This is a genomic window from Methylobacterium trifolii (assembly GCF_022179685.1).
Taxonomy (GTDB): domain Bacteria; phylum Pseudomonadota; class Alphaproteobacteria; order Rhizobiales; family Beijerinckiaceae; genus Methylobacterium; species Methylobacterium trifolii.
On sequence record NZ_BPRB01000079.1, the window covers coordinates 1 to 20,380 of the forward strand.

Below are 20,380 nucleotides of genomic sequence, written 5' to 3' on the forward strand. Positions count from 1 at the left end.
AGGACCACGACAGCCCGGAGAAGATGTACGCCGCAGCAGGCCTCGACGCCGACAGCATCGTCCGGAAGGTCGAGGAGACCCTGCCGGAGCGGAAGGCGCGGGGCGCGAACGTGGTGAGCGTGGGGCGCCGGCCCCGCTGAGGGCCGGCCGACCTCCCATACGAAATCCGTTCGATCGCTTCGCGATGCGGATTTCGGCTTCGCTCAAGCGCCGCGCGGGCTTCGTGAGACCGTGCCGCTTCGATCAAGCGGACACGGTCTCAGGCTATCCGAGCGCCTCTTCCACCGCCTTGCCGCAGGCCTGCGTATCCGCGTTGCCGCCGAGGTCGCGCGTGCGCAGGGTCTTCTCGGCGAGCACCCGTTCGATGCCGGCGACGATCTCGGCCGCGGCCTCCGCCTCGCCGAGATGCTCCAGCATCATCGCCCCCGACCAGATCTGCCCGATCGGATTGGCGATGCCCTGCCCCGCGATGTCGGGGGCCGAGCCGTGCACCGGCTCGAACACGGACGGGTGCAGGCGATCCGGGTTGATGTTGCCGGACGGCGCGATGCCGATCGTGCCGGTGCAGGCCGGGCCAAGGTCCGACAGGATGTCGCCGAACAGGTTCGAGGCGACGACCACGTCGAAGCGGTCCGGGTTGAGCACGAAGTGCGCGGTCAGGATGTCGATGTGGTATTGGTCCCAGCGCACGTCGGCGTAGCCCTCGGCCACCGCCTTCACCCGCTCGTCCCAGTACGGCATCGTGATCGAGATGCCGTTCGACTTCGTCGCCGAGGTGAGGTGGCGCTTGGGCCGGCTCCGGGCGAGCTTGAAGGCGAAGTTCAGCACCCGGTCCACGCCGTGGCGGGTGAAGATCGTCTCCTGGATGGCGAATTCGCGCTCGGTGCCGGCAAACATCCGCCCGCCCGCGTTCGAGTATTCGCCCTCCGTGTTCTCGCGGACCACCCAGAAGTCGATGTCGCCGGGCTTGCGGTCGGCCAGGGGGCACTTCACCCCCGGCATCAGCCGCACGGGGCGCAGGTTCACGTACTGGTCGAACTCGCGCCGGAACTGGATCAGCGAGCCCCACAGGGAGATGTGGTCGGGCACCCGCTCGGGCATGCCGACGGCGCCGAAGAAGATCGCGTCGTGGCCCGCGATCTGCGCCTTCCAGTCCTCCGGCATCATCCGGCCGTGCTGTTCGTAGTAGTCGCAGCTGGCGAAATCGAACCAGTCGAGCTGGAGCCGGAAGCCGTGGCGCCTGGCGGCCTTCTCCAGCACGCGCACCCCCTCGGGCACCACCTCCTTGCCGATGCCGTCACCGGGGATGACCGCGACGCGGTAGCTGCGCTCAGGTCCGCTCATCGATTCCTCCGCTGGATGCTCGTGATGCCGAGGTGTCGCGGCAGGCCGCCCGGTCAACGCCCTGCCCTGACAATCAAACCGATTCTCCGGCCATGGCCCGGCGCTGGCGATCGAGTTCCTCGCTGTAGCGCTTGAGCGTGTGGCTCTCGGTCAGGAGGCCGATGACCGCGCGGGATTCCGGCCCGTCGACCACCGCCAGCGCCTCGCTTTCGGTGCGGTCGAAGGTGGCCGAGGCCTCCTTGGCGTTCATCTCCGGGGTCAAGAAGTCCTTCGGGTGCCTGAGCACGTCGGCGAGGCCGGGCTCCCCGTCGCCGGCCTCGCGTGCGGCCGCGTGGGCCTCCGGCACCATCACGATGCCGGCGTAGCGCTCTTGCGCATCCACCACGATCACCCGCGAGGGCGAGCCCAGGGGGTGCGCGCGCAGAAAGGTCGCCATGGGCGTGTCGAGGGGGATCGCGCGCACGTCCCGGCGCATCAGGCGTCCCACCGTCAGGGTCCTGATCCAGCCGACGTCGTGGGCGCTGCGGATGCTCTCGCCGCGCAGGTGGAAACGCCAGGTGGCGAAGGAGTAGCCGAAGGTCTTCCGCACCGTGAGCGAGGAGGCGATCACGGCCACGAGCACGAGGCCGGTGATGGGGAAGCTGCCCGTGACCTCCAGCGCCAGGAAGGTCATGGTCAGCGGTCCGCCGATCACCGCGACGGCCAGCGCGCTCATGCCGATCACCGCGTAGGCGAGCGGGGTCAGGCCGAAGGCGGCCATGCCGGGCACGACCTCCGGGGCGATGCCGGCGAACACCTTTCCGGCGAGCGCGCCCAGGAACAGGGAGGCGAAGAACAGGCCGCCGCGAAACCCCGACCCGATCGAGATCGCCGAGGCGGCGGCCTTGGCCGCGAACAGGCCGGCGAGCGCGCCGATGCCGTAGCCCTGTGCGTCGTGCGAGAACTGCAGGTGCAGGGCGCCGTGGCCGCCCGAGAGCACCTGGGGGGTCGCGGCCAGCGCGAGCACCCCGACGCAGAGGCCGCCCAAGGCCGGCCCCGCCGCCCGCGGCAGGCCGGAGGCCTGGACGACCTGCTCGACCAGGGTGACGCCGCGCATGATCAGGATGCCGAGGCCGGCGCAGACGAGGCCGAGGGCCAGGCTCGGTAGGGTCTCCAGGCTGGTGACGGTCGAGGTGGTCACGGCCTGCATGTTGTCGAAGGCGACGAGGGGCTGCGTCTCGACCAGAGCCCGCGCGACGAGGCTGCCGCAGAGCGCGGCCACCACCACCGGCGTCAGGGTGGCGATGGAATAGGTGCCGATGATCAGCTCGAAGGCGTAGAACGCACCCGTTAGCGGCGCCCCGAAGGCGGCTGCGATGGCCGCGGCGGCCCCGCAGCCGACGAGGGTCCGCAGGTCGCCCCGCCGCATCTCGAAGGCGATGCCGAGGCGGGAGGCGAGCCCCGCGCAGATCTGCGTGTAGCCGGCCTCGAGCCCGATCGAGGCCCCGCCCCCGTTCGAGACCACGTTCTGCAAGGCGAGATACAGGCTGTCGCGCAGGGACATCCGGCCGCCATGCAGGGCGTTGGCCTCGATCGGATCGATGATCGGGCGCCGGTTCGGCCCCCGCAGCCGCCCGGCCGCGAGCATCAGCAGTCCGAGCAGGAGCCCGCCGAGGCAGGGGCCGAGGAGGAGCGCCAGCGGCGGCACGGCATCAGTCGCGCTCAACCGCGCCCCCGGCGGCAGCCGGTAGATCGCCTCGCGCAAGGCTTGCGTGGCGAGGTTCATCCCTGAGACCGCCACGCCCCCGACGCAGCCGGTCAGCGCGGCCAGCAGCACCAGCCCGGCTTCGCTGCGGCGGACGAAGGCGCGCAGGCGCTCCGGCGCCTGCACGAGGGACGGCCGGCCCCACCCCGCGCGCGGCCTCTCGCGCGCCGCGGCCTCGCGCCTTAGGGGATCGGGTTCGCGTGGGCTCACCGGGCGACCTTACGGGGCCGGGGCCGCGGGCGTCCACAGGGTGGCATGCCGCGCCAACAACGGCTTGAAAAGCGGACTTCCCCGCGATACACCCCGCCGCAGTGCCGCCGTAGCTCAGTTGGTTAGAGCACCAGATTGTGGATCTGGGGGTCCCCCGTTCGAGCCGGGGCGGTGGTACCATCACATTCGCGGACGATAGCAAGGGGTTGGCGGCGCGCCGGCCCTTTTTGCGTTCCGGGCCTGCCTGCCGGTGCAGGCTTCCGGTCAACGCTCGGTCAGCAGAGCGATACCGCCCTCGCGTTCAGCGGCCGGGCGACGTTGGACGCCGGCATCCGGCGTCTTCCGGGTGATCCTCAGGATTTCTCCAGAATGGCCGCGGCGAAAGTCGGCTGGGAGATCGAGCGGCCAAGGGCTTATACCGAGTCTCATAGGTGAGGACCTATGAGGTCCGGCGGACGGCCGCCGCCCCGCAGTCGCGGGGGCCGAGCCTCGATGGGTCATCCTCACCGAGGCTTGGTATCAAGCCCTTACGCGAGGTCTGCGCCGCGCAAAACGAAGCCCGCCGCGGCTGACCGGGCGGGCTGGGCCTTCCTGGCCGCGCAGGCAGCCGTGTCGCGGTCAGGCGGCGGTCGGGACCGCGCCGATGATGCCGGCAACCGAACCCTCGTGGCCGAAGCGGTCGGCGATGAGCAGGACCAGGGAGACGTTGACGGCGCCGGCGAGGGCGATCAGGGCGAGGGCGGCGAGAACGGACATGGGAGGCGGCCTGTTTGTGCGGTGCGATAATCGTTTATCGCACCGCACGCAGCTCTGTGGTATGCCACATTTCGCACGCCATATATGCGACGGATGCATGAGGATCGTTCGTCGCCCGGTAGGGTCTCGATCCCGGCTTCGTGCTTCGCCGTCGCGACCGATTGCGGGCTCCGTCCCGCCCGCTCAGGGGTGGAGACGCGCGCCGATCAGCAGGTAGGCGATCGCCGAGGCCAGGAGCAGCGAGAGCATCTGCCAGAAGAGCACCGGATTGCGCTCCAGCAACGGGGCCCTGCGCGCGTCCGTGAGGGCGTCGTTGGGGTGGCGCAGGTCGTGGACGAATTCCGAGAGCACGGCGTAGCGCTTCAGGCTGTCGGGGTGCACGGCCTTGCGCAGGGCACCGTCGACCCAGGGCGGCAGGGTCGGCCGGACAGCGCGGGCCGGGGCGTAGCGGAGCTTGCGCTGGCTGGCCCGGGTCCGCGCCCGAGGCCCCTGCGCACCGTAGGGCAGGTGTCCCGTCAGCATCTGGTAGGCGATGACGCCGACCGAGAACACGTCGGAGCGGGGCGAGGAGGCTTCCCCGACGAAGCATTCCGGCGCGGTATATTGGAGCGTGCCCAGCATCTCCCCGTCTCCGGTCATGGGTTCGGCCTCGACGACGCCCGCGACCTTGGTGGAGCCGAAATCGATGATCCGGACCGTGCCGGAGGCGTCGACCAGGATGTTCTCCGGCCGCAGGTCCTGGTGCACCATCTCCCGGCGGTGGAAGGCGTGGACCCCCTTGGCGACCTGCTCGACGATCCGCCGCACGGCCTCGATCTCGGGGGCCGGATGGTCGTGCATCCACTGCGACAGCGTCTGCCCGTCGAAATAGGCCATGGCCACGTAGAGGTGGCTGCGCCGGCGTGTCTGGGGGTGGGCCTTCAGGACGTGGAGGTTGTCGATGCGCCGCGCGATCCACTCCTCCATCATGAAGCGCTTCAGGTAGGCGGCGTCGTCCCGCAGGTCGATCGACGGGACCTTGAGGGCGACCATTGCGCCCGTCTCCGTGTCGGTGGCGAGATAGACGTGGCTGCGGCTGCTGGCATGGAGCGGCCGCAGGACGTCGTAGCCGTCGAAGGTCGTCGGCGGCTCCAAGAGGGGGGCAGGCGCAAGGTCGTCGAGGCGCGCCTGGAGGTCGACCGGCCCGTCGTCCGGCACCGTGTCGACGCGGACGATCTGGAGCGTGAGGTTGTCCGGGCTGCCGGCCTGGTAGGCGGCCTCGGCGATCGCCCGCGCGGCCCGGTCGAGGTCGCCGCCCGCCGCCGTGATCGCGCCGACGATGGCGCCTGCGCGCACGTGCTCGTGCACGCCGTCCGTGGTGAGGACGAAGACGTCGCCCGCCTCGATCGGGACGCAGCGGTGGTCGATCTCCACGTGGGCGTTCACGCCGAGCGCCCGGCCGAGATAGGATTGCTGCGACGAGACGAAGACCCGGTGGTCCTCCGTCAGCCGTTCGAGGGAGCGGCCGACGACACGGTGGATGCGGGCATCCCCGACGTGGAAGACGTGGGCGGTGCGCGACTTCAGGATCAGCGCGCTGAAGGTGGTGACGTAGCCCTTGTCCCGGTCGTAGGCGTCCCGGCTGCGCCGCGTCTCGGCATGGAGCCAGGAATTGGTGGCCGTGACCACGCGCCGGGCGGCCGTCTTCACCGACCAGGTGTCGGGGGTGCCGTAATAATCGTCCAGGAAGGTACGGACGGCGGTCTCGCTGGCGATGCCGCCCACCGCGCTGCTGCTGATGCCGTCCGCCAGCACGACGGCGATGCCCTTGAGGCCGAGGTCGGGCTGCCGTGGCACGAGGGCGCCGTGGAAGTCCTGGTTGGCGTCCTTGCGGCCCCGTTCGCTGTGCTGGCCGATCGAAACCGTGAGGTCTTGCGCCATCGGCAGGCCTTGTGACGTCCGGCCGCCGCCGATGGGAGCCCCGGCCCGGGCGGGTCGAGGCTCCGGGGATCGATCGGCGATCAGGCCGGCACGCGGCGCAGGCTCCGCTGCTCGGCCACGACGCGCTTGGGCCCGGTGCGCACGTGGGTGGAGTACAGGGTCAGGCCGGTGAAGGCGAGGCCGCCGAGGAGGTTGCCGAGCACGGTCGGGATCTCGTTCCAGAAGAAGTAGTCCCAGACCGAGAAGTGCCCGCCCAGCATCAGCCCGGCCGGGAACAGGAACATGTTCACCACCGAGTGCTCGAAGGTCATCGCGAAGAACAGCATGATCGGCATCCACATCGCGATCACCTTGCCGCTGACGGTGGTCGAGATCATCGCGCCGACGACGCCGGTGGAGACCATCCAGTTGCAGAGGACGCCGCGGATGAAGATCGTCAACCAGCCGGCCGCCCCGTGCTCGGCGTAGCCCACGGTCCGGCGCTCCCCGACGCCGGAGATGAACGCGCCGACTTTGTCGGGCGGGGTCGAGAACCCGTAGGTGAAGACGATCGCCATCATCACGGCCACCGTGAGGGCGCCGAGGAAGTTGCCGAGGAAGACCAGGCCCCAGTTGCGCAGGACGCCGCCGATCGTGACGCCCGGCCGCTTGTCGATCAGCGCCAGGGGGGCCAGCACGAACACGCCGGTCAGCAGGTCGAAGCCGAGCAGGTAGAGCATGCAGAAGCCGACCGGGAACAGGGCGGCGCCGACGATGGGAATGCCGGTCTGCTGCGTGACCGTGACCGCGAACACGGCGGCGAGCGCCAGGATGGCGCCGGCCATGTAGGCGCGGATCAGGGTGTCCCGGGTCGACATGAAGATCTTGGACTCTCCGGCGTCGACCATTTTCACGACGAATTCCGAAGGCGCTAGGTAGGCCATCTCAGTCTTTCCTCACGGTACGGTCACGAGCGGACGAAGCGTGCACACCGAACGCGCAGGCGAGCGCGTCTCACGCCCAAATCGGCGTCGATCCCCGCCTCCCGCGTGGGCAGCAATCGACCCACGAGACCGCCATGCAAGTTTCGCGCGCAGATTCGGGCCGGGCGGCCTCGGTGCAGGCGGATGCCCGAACGTTTTCCCGCGTCGCCCCTACGCCTGCGGCGGTCTGGTCGCGGCCATCGAGGGACGTTGCCCGAACGTCTCGAACCATGCGGCGGCGGCCGGCCGCCCCGAGCGCCAGCCCAGGTCGGGAAACCGGAAGTCGAGGTATCCGAGGGCGCAGGCGACCGCGATCGGCCCGATTCCGATCCGGTGGGCGAAGCCCGGCGCCAGGCTCTCGATCCGGTCGAGGGCGGCGGCGACCTTGGCGATCTGGCCCGCGTCCCAGGCGTCCCAGCGCAGGTGCTCCGGCCGCACGGCCCGCTCGTAGCGGGTGAGCAGCGCGGCATCGAGCAGGCCGTCGGCCAGGGCCTGTTGCCCCAGCGCCGCCCAGCGCTCCGGGCCGTCCGCCGGGAACAGGCGCGGGCCGGCCGAGCGCGCGTCCAGGTATTCGCAGATCACGCGGCTGTCGAAGAGGGCGCCGTCCGTGTCCGTCACCAGCGTCGGAACCTTGCCCAGGGGGTTGTGGGCGGCCGTCCCCGCCTCGCGTGCGATGGGGGTGACGGAAACGGAGACCGTCTCGATGGCGTCCGCCAAGCCGAGTTCGTGCGCCACCACGAGGACCTTGCGGGCGTAGGGGGAGGCGGGCGCGTAGAAGAGCTTCATCATTCCGGGTCTCGTGAGCCTCGATCCGATCGCCGTCTATCCCAAAGGTCGGCACGGTTCACGATAGCGGGCGTGCCGGAGCGCCTCTCGAACTGCGCCGATGCCGGTCCGACAGGCCTGCGGGCGTGGGGCGGCCGGCGTCGGATAGCGATACGTGCGTCCACGGGTGCAAGGCGGCACTACCGATGGTTGCGTCGAATGAGCGAAAGTGGTCCTGCCAGAGCGCATTCCGACGACGTGGATACCGGTTCGTCGTGAAACTGCGCGTCGAGACAGGACCTGGAGCCGTGACCCGACCCGACGTGGTCGGGGACGGCTCTAGAGCGCACTTCGACGAAGTGGATACCGGTTCGTCGTGAAAGTGCGCGTCAAAACAAAGACCTGGAGCCGTGACCCGACACAACTTGGTCGGGCACGGCTCTAGGTGTAAAATACTCTATAAATGCGGCCGTCGTTTCCAAACTGATTGTATTGCCCGTCATTCTGCAACTCGAACAATTGCCCGCCCTGCCCAGGGTCAAGAAAGACGACGCCACCCTTCGTATTGATCCTGATCGCAACGACGGCGTGAGCTCCATTGACGGACCACTTGCCATGCTGTCTTATGTACCAATATATGTGCACGAACGCAGGATGGCCATCGAGTATCTTGCCGGTCTTTAAAATAAGACCTTTATGCGCTTTTTCCGGCTCCGTATTGACGTCCGCGTAGACTTTCGCACCAAAGCTCCGAAGTAGATTGAGCGTCGTCGAGCTGTCTATTCCCGAGTGAATCGTCTCGGCACCTCTGCCGCAAAGATCGAGAATTCTGTCTTCGCCTCCATCGACGCTTTGGGCTTTCAGTGCACACTCGATCATGTAGAGCGAAGCTCCAGCGCAGGAATTCGCCTGGGACTGACCGCATATCTGGTGCGTGATACCGTCGGAGTCGTCACGAAGAACCACAGTGGTTGCCATTCAAACCTCCGCCTATGCCCAGTCAGGCCGGATCCTGAGGCGGCCGAACGCGATCCGTCCTGGGCGCTGGTGGGCTCCCGTCGACCTCGACAGCCGCTTGATCGCAAGGGTTGTAATCCAGCGATCCAACGAGCGACATCGTGTCGAACCGCATCCGCAGGTCGACAGGCCGGTTCTTCGAGGGCCGGCGCGACCGTCGAGGGCGGATGACAGCGTGCGGTCAGGCTCCTCGGCACTCGCGGACGGGGGCGCGGCGTCGGCCGATCGATCGTGCGCCGCCTGCCGGTGATCGGATCGCGGATCGTCGTCGACGGCGCCTTCGTCACGATGCGATGAGTGCGGACCGCAAGCGTGGTCGTCGCGCGGCCGGAGGCTCGGCATGGACCTGCCGGCAATCGCCGTTTCCCGGCCCGACGTCCGGATCGTCCGATCGCATGGCTTCGGCAAGGTCGCGTGAACCCATCGTTAGCCACGCGGACAGGTCCGCGCGGTGAGAGGCTCCCGGCATATGGAGCGGTAACGGACCTGGGTGCACAACCGTGACGGGTGCTCGAGGGGCTCGTCATGATTCGCACGGTCCCGAACGCACGGTGGATCCGGTCGGCACGCACCTGGATCGTGCTCGGCGTCCTGGCGCCGGTCGGCATGCTCGCCGTGTCCGGGCTGATGCTCCTCGACCTGCGCAAGGATGCCTACGACAAGGCGGACCAGACCTCCCGCAACCTGCTCCAGGTGATCGAGCGCGACATCGGCCGCAACTTCGAGATCTTCGACCTCTCGCTTCAGGCCATCGTCGACAACCTGAAAGCGCCGGGCGTCGCTGCCGCGACGCCCGAACTGCGGCAACTCATCCTGTTCGACCGTGCCGCCACCGCGCAGGACATGGGCATCCTGTTCGTCCTGGACGAGCGCGGCGACGTCATCATCGACGAGGGGGCCCTGCCGCCCCGCAAGGGCAACTACGCCGATCGCGAGTACTTTCGCGTCCACAAGGCGAGGCCCGACCTCGGCCTCTACATCGGCCGGCCCCTGGTCTCGCGGCTCACCGGCGAGCGGATGCTGCCGTTCAGCCGCCGCATCAGCAAGGCGGACGGCAGCTTCGGCGGCATCGCCTACGGAAGCCTCAAGCTGACCTACTTCAGCCGGCTGTTCGACCGGCTGGGCCTCGGGCAGGACGGCGCCATAAACCTCTACCTGCGCGACGGCACCCGCATCATGCGGCAGCCCTACCGCGAGATGGACATCGGCGCGAACATCGCCCACGTGCCCGCCTTCGAGCGCTTCATCGGCGCCCGCAGCGGAAGCTTCATCGGCACGGCCGGCAGAGACAAGGTCGAGCGGCACTACGCCTTCACCCAGGTCGGCGACCTGCCACTGATCCTGAACGTCGCCCTCTCGACCCGCGAGATCGAGGCCGAATGGCGCGAGAAGGCCCTCGTGATCGCCGCGATCGTCCTCGCGTTGTGTGGGTTGACGATCGCCCTGTCGCTCCTGTTCGGGCGCGAACTCCGCCGGCGTGGCGCGATGGAGGCGGAGCTGTCCCGCCTGTCGCTCACCGACGCCCTGACGGGCCTCGCGAACCGCCGCCGATTCGAGGAGACCGTCGAGCGAGCCTGGACGGACAGGCGGCGCGGCGCGGACGCGCTCGCGCTCCTCATCGTCGATGCCGATCACTTCAAGCGCTACAACGACCGCTACGGCCATGCCATCGGCGACGAGGTGCTGAAGGGGCTGGCCCGCTCGATGTCGACGAGCGTGCATCGCCCGACCGATCTGGTGGCACGGGTGGGGGGCGAGGAGTTCGCCATCCTGCTCCCCGACACGGATCAGGAGGGCGCCCTCCGGGTCGCGGCCAAGGTGCATGACGCCCTCAGATCCCTGGCCGTGACCTCCGCCGGCATCGAAGCCGGCTCCATCACGGTCAGCATCGGGCTGGCCGTCAGCGCCGGCTCTGACGAAGGCGGTTCGGAGGCCCTGTATCGGCGGGCCGATGCGGCGCTCTACGAGGCCAAGGCGGCCGGTCGAAACCAGACCCGATGTGCGCCCGCGCTACCGGAGGTTTCGGGTCAGCGTATGCTCAGGTTGGTGGGCAGTTGATCCCGCATCCGACGGTTGGGACCGTGAAGCGCGAGGACGGCGCGCGCGTCCGCATCCGAACGGATCGCCCGATTGCACTTTAGCCATGCGGGCATCGAGCCCACCATCTGGCGTCAGGTCGGGGTGCCGCTGACCGCGCCTCTGAAGCACCCCGCGATGTGATCCAACGGGCCTTCGAACGGGTGGGCTACCCACCTGCACCTCGTCGAGGTCGGCGAGGAACGCTACGGCAGAGATCGTGGCCGCACCTGGCAGTCCAATCCCACATCGGTGTCGCCTACCGTCGCCCCGAGTGGAAGCGGTAGCGCCAGCCCTCCTCCAGCCTGCGCTCCTCCGCGCTCTCCTCCGGGACGGGTTCCAGACGCAGCAGGATCATCGCGAAGCCGTTCTGCTGCAGGTACACCTGCTCGTAGAGGGACGGCACGCGAAGGTCGCGCTTCACATCGATCCAGAGATCGGGACGGCACGCCACGATGTCGCTCGCGATGTTCGGCCGGTGCGGAACGCTGTGATAGAGCGCGTGTACCGGGAGCGGGCTGCCGACCGCGCAGGTGATGGGCGGGAAGGAGAGGCTGCGGTAGCACCGCTGCACCCGGCCGTTGCCCGCCACGACGATGGCGATCCGCCCAGGGTGGTATTGCACGTAGGCCCGAGCCGCCGCCTCCTTGCCGACCACGAAGTCGCCCGCGAGCGCAAGAACGTGCTGCAGATCGGGTTCGCGAAAGCCCGCCATGGCCCCCCGCAGCAGGTGCGGGGGCATCAGCACGAGAGCGGCGAAGCGGTTGGCCTCGACTTCCCTGCGCTGGCGCTGGTCGCCTGCCTCGGCCGTGAGGCGCAGCAGGTCGGAACTCTTGCACAGGAACCGGCCGGGCTGATCCGGAACATGGTGCGCCATCAGGAAGTGGCCGAGTTCGTGCGCGATGGTGAAACGGCGACGCGGTTCGCCTCCGCGCTTGGCTTGGATGGTTCCTTCGGACCGCTTCGCGTCGGTAACGAGGCCGCCCTCGAACGCGTCGGTGTCGAGGTCCTCGATCCTCGGGATGCCGAGCCGCGTGCACAGCTCACTGATCGGCACGGGCACCGGAAGGTTCGGCTCGGCCTGTAGGATGCGCTTGACGAGCGCTTCCGGTGAGCCCGCGTCCGCGAGGTCCTTCCTGCTGATCGACATCCGCGGCCCCCTTCCTATCCCCGAGCCGATCCATCAGGCCACCACGCACCCGCGATCCCAAGACCGGACAGGCCCGAATTCGTCCGTAACACTACCGGCCAGCGCAATCGTGAGCAGAAGGCCAGGCTGACGTGATACGGCGCTCCCTGCGATCCCGATGCCTGGGTGAACCCGAGATCGTGGACGCGTTCGCCAAGCTGAACCGACCGCGGACCCTCGGTCGAGCCGATCTCGAGAATTCGGGGTGACAGCGCGGCCGTCCGCGGCAGGGGCAATCGTCCGAGAAGGTCCGGCGCAAGGCGCTAATAGCCGGTCGTGACTGTGAGCTACATCGAGGGCAGCCGTTTCGGGCCGACCCCAAAACTTAAGTCTCGGCAGTTGGTTAGTCGAGATGGCTGGCGGAGGGAGCGGGATTCGAACCCGCGATACCGTTTCCGGTATACACACTTTCCAGGCGTGCGCCTTCAACCACTCGGCCACCCCTCCGGACCCGGCATCCATCGGCACGGCCCGCTCGGGGGCCGCGCGGATCGTGACCGCCGGGTGGCGTGCTGTACCTGCGACCTCGGTCCCGTGCAAGGCGCCCCGATGCGCGGGCCGCCGCAAAGCCGGCGGTGTGGCGCCCGTGCCGGCTCGGGCCGGCCGCCCAGCCCTCGAACCGGTCAGGGGCGGTCGAGGGGACGCGGCTGGGGGCCGCCGATCCGGGCTGCGGCCGTCACCAGGGCGTGGGCGAACAGGGCGCCGGCCGCGGCGGCCCCCGCCTTGACCAGGAAATCCGCGAGGCGGCCGTGGCGGCTCGCGGTCAGGCCCTGCCCGTATTCCAGGGCGCCGGCGAGCAGGACCGCGGCGGCGAGCCCGAGCCACCACTGGCGCGGATAGGCCAGGACGACGAGCAGGCCGAACCCGGCATAGGCCACGGCCCGCTCCAGGTCGGCCGGGGCGACGGCCGGGCGCAGGCCGATCGGCGACAGGGTGACGAAGACCAGGACCGCCGCGATGATCCAGACCGACAGGCGAAGGAAGGTGCGCATCCGCTTCTCTGGGCAGAGGCAGGCGGCCCGGTCAATGCGACCGGCCACCGCCGCCGGTCCGCGCAGGACGGCCCGCAAGGGCCGGGCCACCAGCTTGACTGTGGTCCTTCCGCGGCGTCTAACGGACCGCATGCTGCATAGACGCGGTCCAACCGCGCGGCATGACTGTCTTCAGCCACGATCGTCGCGCGATGCGGTTACGCGGTCTCTTGATCGGCGCCTTCGGGCTCTCCGTTGCTGCCGTCGCGGCGACGATCGCCTTGCCGCATGTGGCCGAGCGTGGCGCCAGGCTGATCGAGGACCGCCTGCGGCAGGAGACCGGCCTCGCTTGGACGGTCGGACGCCTCGGGTTCGAGGCCGCCCCGGCCCTGGTCCTGCACGACGTCGCGGTGGCGGACGGCACCGGCGAGGGGGTTCGTGGCACCCTGCGGGAGGTCCGGCTCACCGGGCCCATCGGCCTCCTCTTCGGCGGTTCCGGGACGGCGCAGGCGGCCATCGCGGATGCGAGGCTGCGCCTGCCGACCGCCCTTCGGTTCGAGGCGGGCCGGGGCGATCCCGGACCGTCGCTTGCGGGACTTCGGGCCGTGCTGCGCGGCGCGGACGCAACGCTTGCCGACCGCGCCATCGCCCTGACGGTCCGGAGCCTCGATCTCGCCGTCGACCTCGGCGACAAGGCCGTCGACGCGCCCCCGCTGCGGATCGAGCTTGCCGATCTCGGCGCCGTGCTGGACATCGGGTCTTCCGCGAGCGGGGTGCGCCCGCTCCGGTTCGCCTGGAACCCCAGCGAGGGCCGCGGGCCTCGAATCTCGGCGAGCGCGAACGCCGACCTTCGGCCGAACGCACTCCGGATCGACGGGATCTCCGGGAGCATCGACCGCGCCCCGTTCTCGGGCAGCCTCGGCCTGGAATCCGGCCCGAAGCCCCGCCTCGCCCTGGACTTGCGGCTCGATGCCCTGGCGCTGACGGACGCCGCCTCCCCCCCGCCGCGGACCCCGGCCGACGGGACGCTGACCGTGCCGGTGCGTGCCGACATGGTGCCCGATCCGGCCTGGTTCGCCCTGTTCGACGGGCAGGCGAGCCTGGCGATCAAGCGACTGGAGCTCGGGCCGGTGCAACTCGCCGCCGTGGCGCTGACCGCCCGCGTGGCGGACGGCAGCCTGGATGCGGGTCTCGACGGCGCGACGCTCTATTCGGGCAGCGCGCGCGGCCGCTACGTGCTGTCGCCCGATCCGGGCGGGGCGGGGCGTCACCAGCTCGGCCTGTCCCTGACGCGGGTGCGGGTGCAGCCCCTGCTGACGGACGTGGTCGGAATCCAGGGCCTCGACGGCGCCGGGACGGCCCGCATCGACCTCCAGGCCGTGGGCTCGCGGCCCGAGGCGCTCCTGGGCGGGGCGAGCGGGCGGGTGGAGGTGTCCGTCACGGACGGGCGGATCGACGGGCTCGACCTCGCCCGGGCGGCCGGGCTGGCCGGCGCGGGCGGCAGCCTCGCGACCCGCCTCGACGCCCTCGGCGGCAGCTTCACGGTCTCGGGAGGCCGGGCCGTGACCGACGATCTGCGCCTGAAGGCCGGGCTGATCGAGGCCGAGGGCGGCGGCAGAATCGACCTCGCCGGCCGCAGCCTCGATCTCCAGCTGAAGCCCCTCAAGGTCGTGCCCGGCGCGGGCGGCCGGCTCAACGTTCCGATCCGCATCTCCGGCCCCTGGGACGACCCGGCGATCTCGGCGGACCTCGCCGGACTGGCCCAGGACCCGGCCGGCACGATCCAATCCCTGCAGGACCTCGGCAGCAGCCTGTTCGGCGGGGACGGCACGGAGACCGGCGGCGGGCTCGGGGGGCTGCTCGACGCCCTGATCCCGCGCCCCGACCGGCCGCCGCCCGCACGGCGCAGGCCCTGATGCATCGAGAGGTCCCACGGACATGAACGCCCGCCGATCCTCCGACGCCTGCCGGCTGGCGGCGCTCGTGCTTTTTTCCGCTCCGGCCTGCGCGGCGGACGAGGCTGGCGACACCCGCCTCGCGGCGCTCCCCGTCAGCGTGCGGGCCGCCCGGACCCTGTGCTTTCCCGACCGGGTCGCCGTCACCGGCACGCTGGGCGCCCGCGAGCAGGTCGACGTCGGCGTCGAGCGGGAGGGGCTCAAGGTCGCCCAGGTGCTCGTCAATCCCCTGGACATCGTCAGCGGCGGCCAGGTCCTGGCGCGCCTCGTCCCGCTCGAAGGGCCCTCCGAGGCGGCCAACGCCGTCGCGGTGCGCGCGCCCGTCGCGGGGGTGGTGCTGCGCAGCCAGGCGACGGTCGGCCAGCCGGCCTCCGCGCGGCAGGGTCCGCTGTTCCAGATCGTGGCCGGCGGCGACATCGAACTGGTCGCGGAGGCGCCTCTGTCCGATCTCGGGCGGATCGTGGTCGGGCAGGCGGTCACGGTCAAGCCGCTGGGCCTGCCAGACGTGTCGGGCAGCGTTCGCCGGGTCGAGGCCGGCGCGGACGCGGCCGCGCAGGTGGGGCGGGTGCGGATCACGCTCGCCAACACACCCGACGCCCGCATCGGCACCTTCGCCCGCGGCCTGGTCAAGGTCGGCGAGCGCTGCGGCGTGGGCGTGCCCTACTCGGCGGTGCAGTACGAGGCGGAGGGCACCGTCGTGCAGGTGGTCGACGGCACCCGCATCGAGACCCGGCAGGTCTCGGTCGGCCTGTTGTCCGGCGACAACGCGGAGATCGTCTCCGGGCTCTCGGAGTCGGACCTCGTCGTGATCCGCGCCGGCGCCTTCCTGCGCGAGGGGGATCAGGTCGAGCCCATCGTGGTCAAGGACGATTCCGGGTCGGCTCCGGGCACCTGGAAGTAGCGGGCGCCGATCGATCCGGTTTCGGCGGTGCCGGGTCAGTGCTTGTTGCGCAAGCCGGCCCGCTCGGTTTCGAGGCAGTTGTACCAGGCGGCCTGACCGCCGCCGGACTTCGTGCCCCTGAACAGGAACTGGCCTTGCGCATCCTTCGGGACGCCGAACTGCGCGGCGCATCGCTGGCAGGGAATGCCGCACGGCGTCGCGGCGGCGGGCCCGGCTCCCATGAGGAGTGCGACGACAACCAGGATGCGCATGGGAAGGGCTCCTCCGTGATGGACCGGGATGCGGCGACGGGAGTCCGATCGCCCGGAAATCTCACACACCCCTACGTGGACAGAGCAGGCGGGTGTTTCCGTGATATGTCATCGGGGCTTCTTCCCGTCCGGCGGCCCGCATCCCTGCGGCGCGATCAGGCATGGGGCCCGACCGGGCCGAGGCCCGGCGGCATCGGCGAGCCGGGCGTGCCGGACTTCTCCGGCCCTTGCGCCTCCACCGGCCGCCTGCGCTGGCCCAGCGACAGGAGCCAGCGCCCGAAGCGCAGGGAGCGGTCGGAGATCTCCGAGACGGTGACGAACACCGCCGGCACGAAGACCAGGGACAGGAGCGTCGAGAAGATCAGGCCGCCGATCACGGCCAGCGCCATCGGCGAGCGGAACTCGCCGCCGATGCCGAAGGCCAGGGCCGAGGGCAGCATGCCCGCGACCATGGCGATGGTGGTCATCACGATGGGCCGGGCGCGCTTGCGGCCGGCATCGATGATGGCGGCGTCGCGCGCCATGCCGTGGCGCTGCGATTCGATGGCGAAGTCTACCAGCATGATCGCGTTCTTGGTCACGATGCCCATCAGCATCAGGATGCCGATCCAGACCGGCGTGGTGAGCTGCTTGCCCGAGATCATCAGGGCGAAGACCGCCCCGCCCAGCGACAGGGGCAGCGAGAACAGGATGGTGATGGGCTGGAGGAAGGAGCCGAACAGCAGCACCAGCACCGCGTAGACCATCATCAGCCCGGCGCTCATCGCGCTGGCAAAACCCTCCGACAGCTCGTTCAGGCTCTCGGCATCGCCCCCCTGGTCGACGGTGACGCCCTTGGGCAGGGACTTCATCACCGGCAGGTTGTCGATGGACTTGAGCACGTCGCCCAGCGCAGCGTTGGCGACGAGGTCGCAGGCGACGGTGGCCTGCCGCTGCCGGTCGTAGCGGGTGATGTTGGTCGGGCCCTGCTGGAAGTCGAGGTCGGCGATGGCCACGAGGGGAATCGAGCCGCCGCCGCCCTTGGGCACGCGCAACTGCTCCAGCACGCTGCGGTCGATCCGGGCGGAATCGTCGAGCTGCACCCGGATCGGCACGAGGCGGTCGCCCGCGTCGAACTTGGCCAATGCCGGCCCCACGTCGCCGATGGTGGCGACGCGGATGGTCTCGGCCAGCAGCGTCGGCGACACGCCGAGCCGCGCGGCGAGGTCGAGATGCGGGCGGATACGGAGTTCGGGCCGGTCCAGCGTCGTGCCGGAGATCACGTTGGCGACGGTGGGCAGGCGGCGCATCTGGCCGGCGAGTTCGCTGGCGACGTTGGCCACGATGCGCGGGTCGGAGCCGCGCACCACCAGGGAGATCGCCCGCAGGCCGTTCTCGTCCACGAAGTAGAAGCGGATGTCGGGCACCTGCCGCAGGCGCGCGCCGATCTCCCGCTCCAGGTCGCGCTGCGTCACCGAGCGCTCGTTCTTGGCGGTGTAGTTGATGATGAACGAGGCGCGGCGCGACTCGATCGGCTCCTTGGGCACGCGGCCGCCGTCCACGAAGACGCTCCGCACCTGCGGCAGGCCGCGGATGACGGCGACGATGTCCTCGGTGACCTTCTCCGTCTCGGCGAGCTGCGAGCCCGGCGGAAGCTCCAGCGCCATCACCGAGCGGGAGGAATCCTGGGCCGGCAGGAAGCCCTTCGACAGCAGGCCGATGCTGGCGATGGAGGCGGCGAAGAAGGCGAGCCCGATCAGCACCGTCAGGTAGTAGTAGCGTACCGAGAGGGTGACGAGGCGGGTATAGGCCCGCAGCACCGGCCCCGGCGGCGGCTCCGGCTTGGTGTGCGGCTTCATCAGGTAGGCCGCCAGCATCGGCGTGATGAAGCGGGCGGCGAGCAGGGAGAAGAACACCTGCACGGCCACCGTGATGCCGAACTGCTTGAAGAACTGCCCGGCGATGCCGGACATGAAGCTCGCCGGCGTGAAGATCGCGATGATGGTGAGCGAGATCGCGATGACCGCGAGCCCGATCTCGTCGGCGGCCTCCATCGCCGCCTGCTTGGCCGGTTTCCCCATCCGCATGTGGCGGACGATGTTCTCGATCTCGACGATGGAATCGTCGACCAGGATGCCGGTCGAGAGGGTGATGGCCAGGAAGCTGACGAGGTTGAGGGAGAACCCCAGCGCGTCCATGGCCCAGAAGGCCGGGAAGATCGAGAGCGGCAGGGAGACGGCCACGATCACCGTGGCGCGCAAGTCCCGCAGGAACAGGAACACGATCACAACCGCGAGGAAGGCGCCCTCGAACAGGGTGTGGATCGCCGCTTCGTAGTTGCCGAGCGTGAACGCGACGGAGGTGTCGATCAGCTTCAGCTCGAAGTCCGGGTTCTCGGAGCGGATCTGCTCGACCCGCTTCTCCACCGCCTTGGCGACGACCACGTCGCTGGCCCCTTGCGCCCGCTTGATGCCGATCGCCACCACCGGCTCGCCGTTGAGGCGCGCGAAGGTGCGCCGGTCGGCGATGGTGTCGGTGACGCGGCCGAGGTCCTCCAGCCGCACCTGCCCGCCGGTCGGCAGGGTGATCATGGTGCCGGCCAGGTCCTCCAGGGTCTTGGCCGAGGCCAGCGTGCGGATCGCCTGGTCGCGCCCGCCGATCTCGGCCCGCCCGCCCGTGACGGTGATGTTGGTGCCCGAGAGCCGCCGGCTCACGTCGACCGCGCTCAGGCCGAAGGCCTGGAGCCGGTCGGGATCGAGGGAGACCAGGATCTCGCGGGTGACCCCGCCGATCACCGCCACCTCGGCCACGCCCTTCACGTCCTGGAGCGAGCGCTTGACGGTGTTCTCCATGAACCAGGAGACCTGCTCCGGGCTCTTGTTCGGCGCGGTCGCGGCATAGGTGACGATGGGCAGGCCGACCACGTCCACGCGCTGGATCAGGGGCTCCTGCACGCTCTGGGGCAGGTTGCCGCGGATGCGGGTGATGGCGTCCTTGACGTCGTTGAGCGCCCGGTCGGTGTTGCTCTCCAGGCGGAAGGCGATCGTCGTCACCGAGAGCCCGTCCGTGACGGAGGAGGCGATGTGGCGCACGCCCTCCACGCCCGAGACCCCGTCCTCGACGGTCTTGGTGACCTGGCTCTCGATCTCGGCCGGCGCCGCGCCGAACTGGGAGACAACGACGGAGATCAGGGGGATGTCGGCCGAGGGCAGCCGCGTGACCGGCAGGCGCATGAAGCTCGACCAGCCGAGGGCCAGCAGGATGATCGAGGCCACGACGGAGGGAAGCGGACGCCGGATCGCCAGCGCCGAGATGTTGATCGCCATCAGCGTGCGGTCCCGACCTTGCCCGTGATCACCGGCGTGACCCTGTCGCCCGCGCGCAGCGCCGTGCCCGCGTTGGCGACCACGGGCTCGTCCTCGGCCAGCCCCTCGCGGACCTGCACGGTGGTCTCGTCGGAGAGCCCGGTGCGGATGCTGCGGGTCTCGACCTTGGTCCCGTTCAGCACCTGTACCGTGGGCAGGCCGTTCTGGTAGGTCACGGCCGAGCGCGGCACCGACAGGCCGCAATCCCGCGCCGTCTCGATCACGGCGCTGGCGAACTGGCCCGGCCGCAGGGCGGTGGGCGGCTCGATCGTCAGGCGCGCGCGGCCGAGCTGCGTGCGGGGATCGACCTCGCTCACCGGCACCCGCACGGTGCCGCGGATCTCGGGGCCGTCGTCGGGGATCACCCGGGCGGACAACCCGGCACGGACCTTGGCGGCATACGGGCTCGGCACGTCGACCACCAGGTCGATCCCGGCATCGGCCATGATCCGCACCTGCGGATCGGGCATGCCGGCGGGCACCGCGGAGGGCGCGGCCTGGCCGGAGGGCGCCCCCGTCACCATGCCGATCCGGGCGTTGAGCCGCGTCACCTTGCCGGCGATGGGCGCGCGCAGGCTGAAGGCTTCGGGCGTGGCCGGGCGCGGCATGCCGGGGGCCTCGCCCCCCTGGCGCACGGCCTTCAGGATCTCCTGGCCGCTCGTGACGGTGTCGCCCTCGGCCACCAGGATCTCGGTGACGCGGTAGCCGTCGAAGGGAATGCTCGCGCCGCCCTCCTCGCGGGCCAGCGCGAAGCCGGTGACCCGGACCTGCTCCTTCAGGCAGGTCGAGCCCGCACGCACGCCGAGAACGCTGGTGCGCTCCGGGGTGCTTTCCGCGGCGGCCGGGCCGGCGGCGCAGGCGAACGCCAACGCGATCCCGAGGGCGTAGGGACGCCGCCGGGAGGAAGGTTTCGGGAGGTCGCGCATGGGCTCAGCGGAGGTCCGGGCTCGGGGCGTTGCATGCGCCGGCCCCGAC

15 protein-coding genes and 2 tRNA genes are annotated in these 20,380 nt (G+C 70.2%); 4 read left to right on the forward strand and 13 right to left on the reverse strand.

The window, feature by feature from the left end:
* Positions 1 to 264 precede the first annotated feature (264 nt).
* Complete coding sequence (locus tag COGEMETH_RS07675) at positions 265 to 1,344, reverse strand: tartrate dehydrogenase (protein WP_238182016.1); 1,080 nt, start codon at positions 1,342 to 1,344, stop codon at positions 265 to 267.
* A gap of 73 nt (positions 1,345 to 1,417) precedes the next feature.
* Entirely contained in the window at positions 1,418 to 3,109 is a 1,692-nt protein-coding gene (locus tag COGEMETH_RS07680; protein ID WP_238182053.1) for a chloride channel protein, read from the reverse strand.
* Positions 3,110 to 3,401: 292 nt separating this feature from the next.
* On the opposite strand from COGEMETH_RS07680, the gene COGEMETH_RS07685 reads away from it, so the two are divergent.
* Positions 3,402 to 3,478: transfer RNA gene (locus tag COGEMETH_RS07685), tRNA-His, on the forward strand.
* Between the two features lie 438 nt (positions 3,479 to 3,916).
* On the opposite strand, the gene COGEMETH_RS07690 is transcribed toward COGEMETH_RS07685, so the two are convergent.
* The 5 genes from COGEMETH_RS07690 to COGEMETH_RS07710 all read right to left on the reverse strand — a co-directional run bounded on the left by COGEMETH_RS07690 (position 3,917) and on the right by COGEMETH_RS07710 (position 8,679).
* Positions 3,917 to 4,054, reverse strand: coding sequence for a hypothetical protein (locus COGEMETH_RS07690; protein ID WP_238182017.1), 138 nt, complete (start codon positions 4,052 to 4,054; stop codon positions 3,917 to 3,919).
* A 183-nt stretch (positions 4,055 to 4,237) separates the two neighbouring features.
* The gene (locus COGEMETH_RS07695; RefSeq protein ID WP_238182018.1) at positions 4,238 to 5,974 is read right to left on the reverse strand and encodes a bifunctional protein-serine/threonine kinase/phosphatase; all 1,737 of its coding nucleotides are present in this window, start codon (positions 5,972 to 5,974) and stop codon (positions 4,238 to 4,240) included.
* 80 nt (positions 5,975 to 6,054) lie between these two features.
* The gene (locus COGEMETH_RS07700; protein WP_238182019.1) at positions 6,055 to 6,897 is read right to left on the reverse strand and encodes a formate/nitrite transporter family protein; all 843 of its coding nucleotides are present in this window, start codon (positions 6,895 to 6,897) and stop codon (positions 6,055 to 6,057) included.
* A gap of 210 nt (positions 6,898 to 7,107) precedes the next feature.
* Positions 7,108 to 7,722 (reverse strand): glutathione S-transferase, encoded by a 615-nt coding sequence (locus COGEMETH_RS07705; protein ID WP_238182054.1) that lies wholly within the window; start codon positions 7,720 to 7,722, stop codon positions 7,108 to 7,110.
* Positions 7,723 to 8,142: 420 nt separating this feature from the next.
* Positions 8,143 to 8,679 (reverse strand): papain-like cysteine protease family protein, encoded by a 537-nt coding sequence (locus COGEMETH_RS07710; protein WP_238182020.1) that lies wholly within the window; start codon positions 8,677 to 8,679, stop codon positions 8,143 to 8,145.
* 564 nt (positions 8,680 to 9,243) lie between these two features.
* On the opposite strand from COGEMETH_RS07710, the gene COGEMETH_RS07715 reads away from it, so the two are divergent.
* Entirely contained in the window at positions 9,244 to 10,776 is a 1,533-nt protein-coding gene (locus tag COGEMETH_RS07715) for a sensor domain-containing diguanylate cyclase (RefSeq protein WP_238182021.1), read from the forward strand.
* A gap of 277 nt (positions 10,777 to 11,053) precedes the next feature.
* On the opposite strand, the gene COGEMETH_RS07720 is transcribed toward COGEMETH_RS07715, so the two are convergent.
* The 3 genes from COGEMETH_RS07720 to COGEMETH_RS07730 all read right to left on the reverse strand — a co-directional run bounded on the left by COGEMETH_RS07720 (position 11,054) and on the right by COGEMETH_RS07730 (position 12,975).
* Positions 11,054 to 11,944: an ImmA/IrrE family metallo-endopeptidase gene (locus tag COGEMETH_RS07720; protein ID WP_238182022.1), complete on the reverse strand. Its 891-nt coding sequence runs from the start codon at positions 11,942 to 11,944 to the stop codon at positions 11,054 to 11,056.
* A 396-nt stretch (positions 11,945 to 12,340) separates the two neighbouring features.
* A tRNA-Ser gene (locus COGEMETH_RS07725) sits at positions 12,341 to 12,430 on the reverse strand.
* 176 nt (positions 12,431 to 12,606) lie between these two features.
* Positions 12,607 to 12,975, reverse strand: coding sequence for a hypothetical protein (locus tag COGEMETH_RS07730; RefSeq protein ID WP_238182023.1), 369 nt, complete (start codon positions 12,973 to 12,975; stop codon positions 12,607 to 12,609).
* Between the two features lie 191 nt (positions 12,976 to 13,166).
* Here COGEMETH_RS07730 and COGEMETH_RS07735 point away from each other — a divergent pair, with 191 nt between their 5' ends.
* Both COGEMETH_RS07735 and COGEMETH_RS07740 read left to right on the forward strand, forming a co-directional pair.
* Complete coding sequence (locus tag COGEMETH_RS07735; RefSeq protein ID WP_238182024.1) at positions 13,167 to 14,870, forward strand: AsmA family protein; 1,704 nt, start codon at positions 13,167 to 13,169, stop codon at positions 14,868 to 14,870.
* Positions 14,871 to 14,892: 22 nt separating this feature from the next.
* Positions 14,893 to 15,810 (forward strand): efflux RND transporter periplasmic adaptor subunit, encoded by a 918-nt coding sequence (locus COGEMETH_RS07740; protein ID WP_238182025.1) that lies wholly within the window; start codon positions 14,893 to 14,895, stop codon positions 15,808 to 15,810.
* 35 nt (positions 15,811 to 15,845) lie between these two features.
* On the opposite strand, the gene COGEMETH_RS07745 is transcribed toward COGEMETH_RS07740, so the two are convergent.
* The 3 genes from COGEMETH_RS07745 to COGEMETH_RS07755 form a co-directional block, all read right to left on the reverse strand.
* Positions 15,846 to 16,061 (reverse strand): hypothetical protein, encoded by a 216-nt coding sequence (locus COGEMETH_RS07745; protein WP_238182026.1) that lies wholly within the window; start codon positions 16,059 to 16,061, stop codon positions 15,846 to 15,848.
* Positions 16,062 to 16,216: 155 nt separating this feature from the next.
* On the reverse strand, positions 16,217 to 19,366 hold the full coding sequence (locus COGEMETH_RS07750) for an efflux RND transporter permease subunit (protein WP_238182027.1): 3,150 nt from the start codon (positions 19,364 to 19,366) through the stop codon (positions 16,217 to 16,219).
* Positions 19,366 to 20,331, reverse strand: coding sequence for an efflux RND transporter periplasmic adaptor subunit (locus tag COGEMETH_RS07755; protein WP_238182028.1), 966 nt, complete (start codon positions 20,329 to 20,331; stop codon positions 19,366 to 19,368). Before COGEMETH_RS07755 ends, COGEMETH_RS07750 begins: the two co-directional genes overlap by 1 nt.
* Positions 20,332 to 20,380: the final 49 nt, after the last annotated feature.

Excerpts from the sequence above, each read along its gene's own strand:
- COGEMETH_RS07675 (WP_238182016.1), bottom strand. The coding sequence starts at position 1,344 with ATGAGCGGACCTGAGCGCAGCTACCGCGTCGCGGTCATCCCCGGTGAC.
- COGEMETH_RS07680 (WP_238182053.1), bottom strand. The coding sequence starts at position 3,109 with ATGAACCTCGCCACGCAAGCCTTGCGCGAGGCGATCTACCGGCTGCCG.
- COGEMETH_RS07690 (WP_238182017.1), bottom strand. The coding sequence starts at position 4,054 with ATGTCCGTTCTCGCCGCCCTCGCCCTGATCGCCCTCGCCGGCGCCGTC.
- COGEMETH_RS07695 (WP_238182018.1), bottom strand. The coding sequence starts at position 5,974 with ATGGCGCAAGACCTCACGGTTTCGATCGGCCAGCACAGCGAACGGGGC.
- COGEMETH_RS07700 (WP_238182019.1), bottom strand. The coding sequence starts at position 6,897 with ATGGCCTACCTAGCGCCTTCGGAATTCGTCGTGAAAATGGTCGACGCC.
- COGEMETH_RS07705 (WP_238182054.1), bottom strand. The coding sequence starts at position 7,722 with ATGAAGCTCTTCTACGCGCCCGCCTCCCCCTACGCCCGCAAGGTCCTC.
- COGEMETH_RS07710 (WP_238182020.1), bottom strand. The coding sequence starts at position 8,679 with ATGGCAACCACTGTGGTTCTTCGTGACGACTCCGACGGTATCACGCAC.
- COGEMETH_RS07715 (WP_238182021.1), top strand. The coding sequence starts at position 9,244 with ATGATTCGCACGGTCCCGAACGCACGGTGGATCCGGTCGGCACGCACC.
- COGEMETH_RS07720 (WP_238182022.1), bottom strand. The coding sequence starts at position 11,944 with ATGTCGATCAGCAGGAAGGACCTCGCGGACGCGGGCTCACCGGAAGCG.
- COGEMETH_RS07730 (WP_238182023.1), bottom strand. The coding sequence starts at position 12,975 with ATGCGCACCTTCCTTCGCCTGTCGGTCTGGATCATCGCGGCGGTCCTG.
- COGEMETH_RS07735 (WP_238182024.1), top strand. The coding sequence starts at position 13,167 with ATGCGGTTACGCGGTCTCTTGATCGGCGCCTTCGGGCTCTCCGTTGCT.
- COGEMETH_RS07740 (WP_238182025.1), top strand. The coding sequence starts at position 14,893 with ATGAACGCCCGCCGATCCTCCGACGCCTGCCGGCTGGCGGCGCTCGTG.
- COGEMETH_RS07745 (WP_238182026.1), bottom strand. The coding sequence starts at position 16,061 with ATGCGCATCCTGGTTGTCGTCGCACTCCTCATGGGAGCCGGGCCCGCC.
- COGEMETH_RS07750 (WP_238182027.1), bottom strand. The coding sequence starts at position 19,366 with ATGGCGATCAACATCTCGGCGCTGGCGATCCGGCGTCCGCTTCCCTCC.
- COGEMETH_RS07755 (WP_238182028.1), bottom strand. The coding sequence starts at position 20,331 with ATGCGCGACCTCCCGAAACCTTCCTCCCGGCGGCGTCCCTACGCCCTC.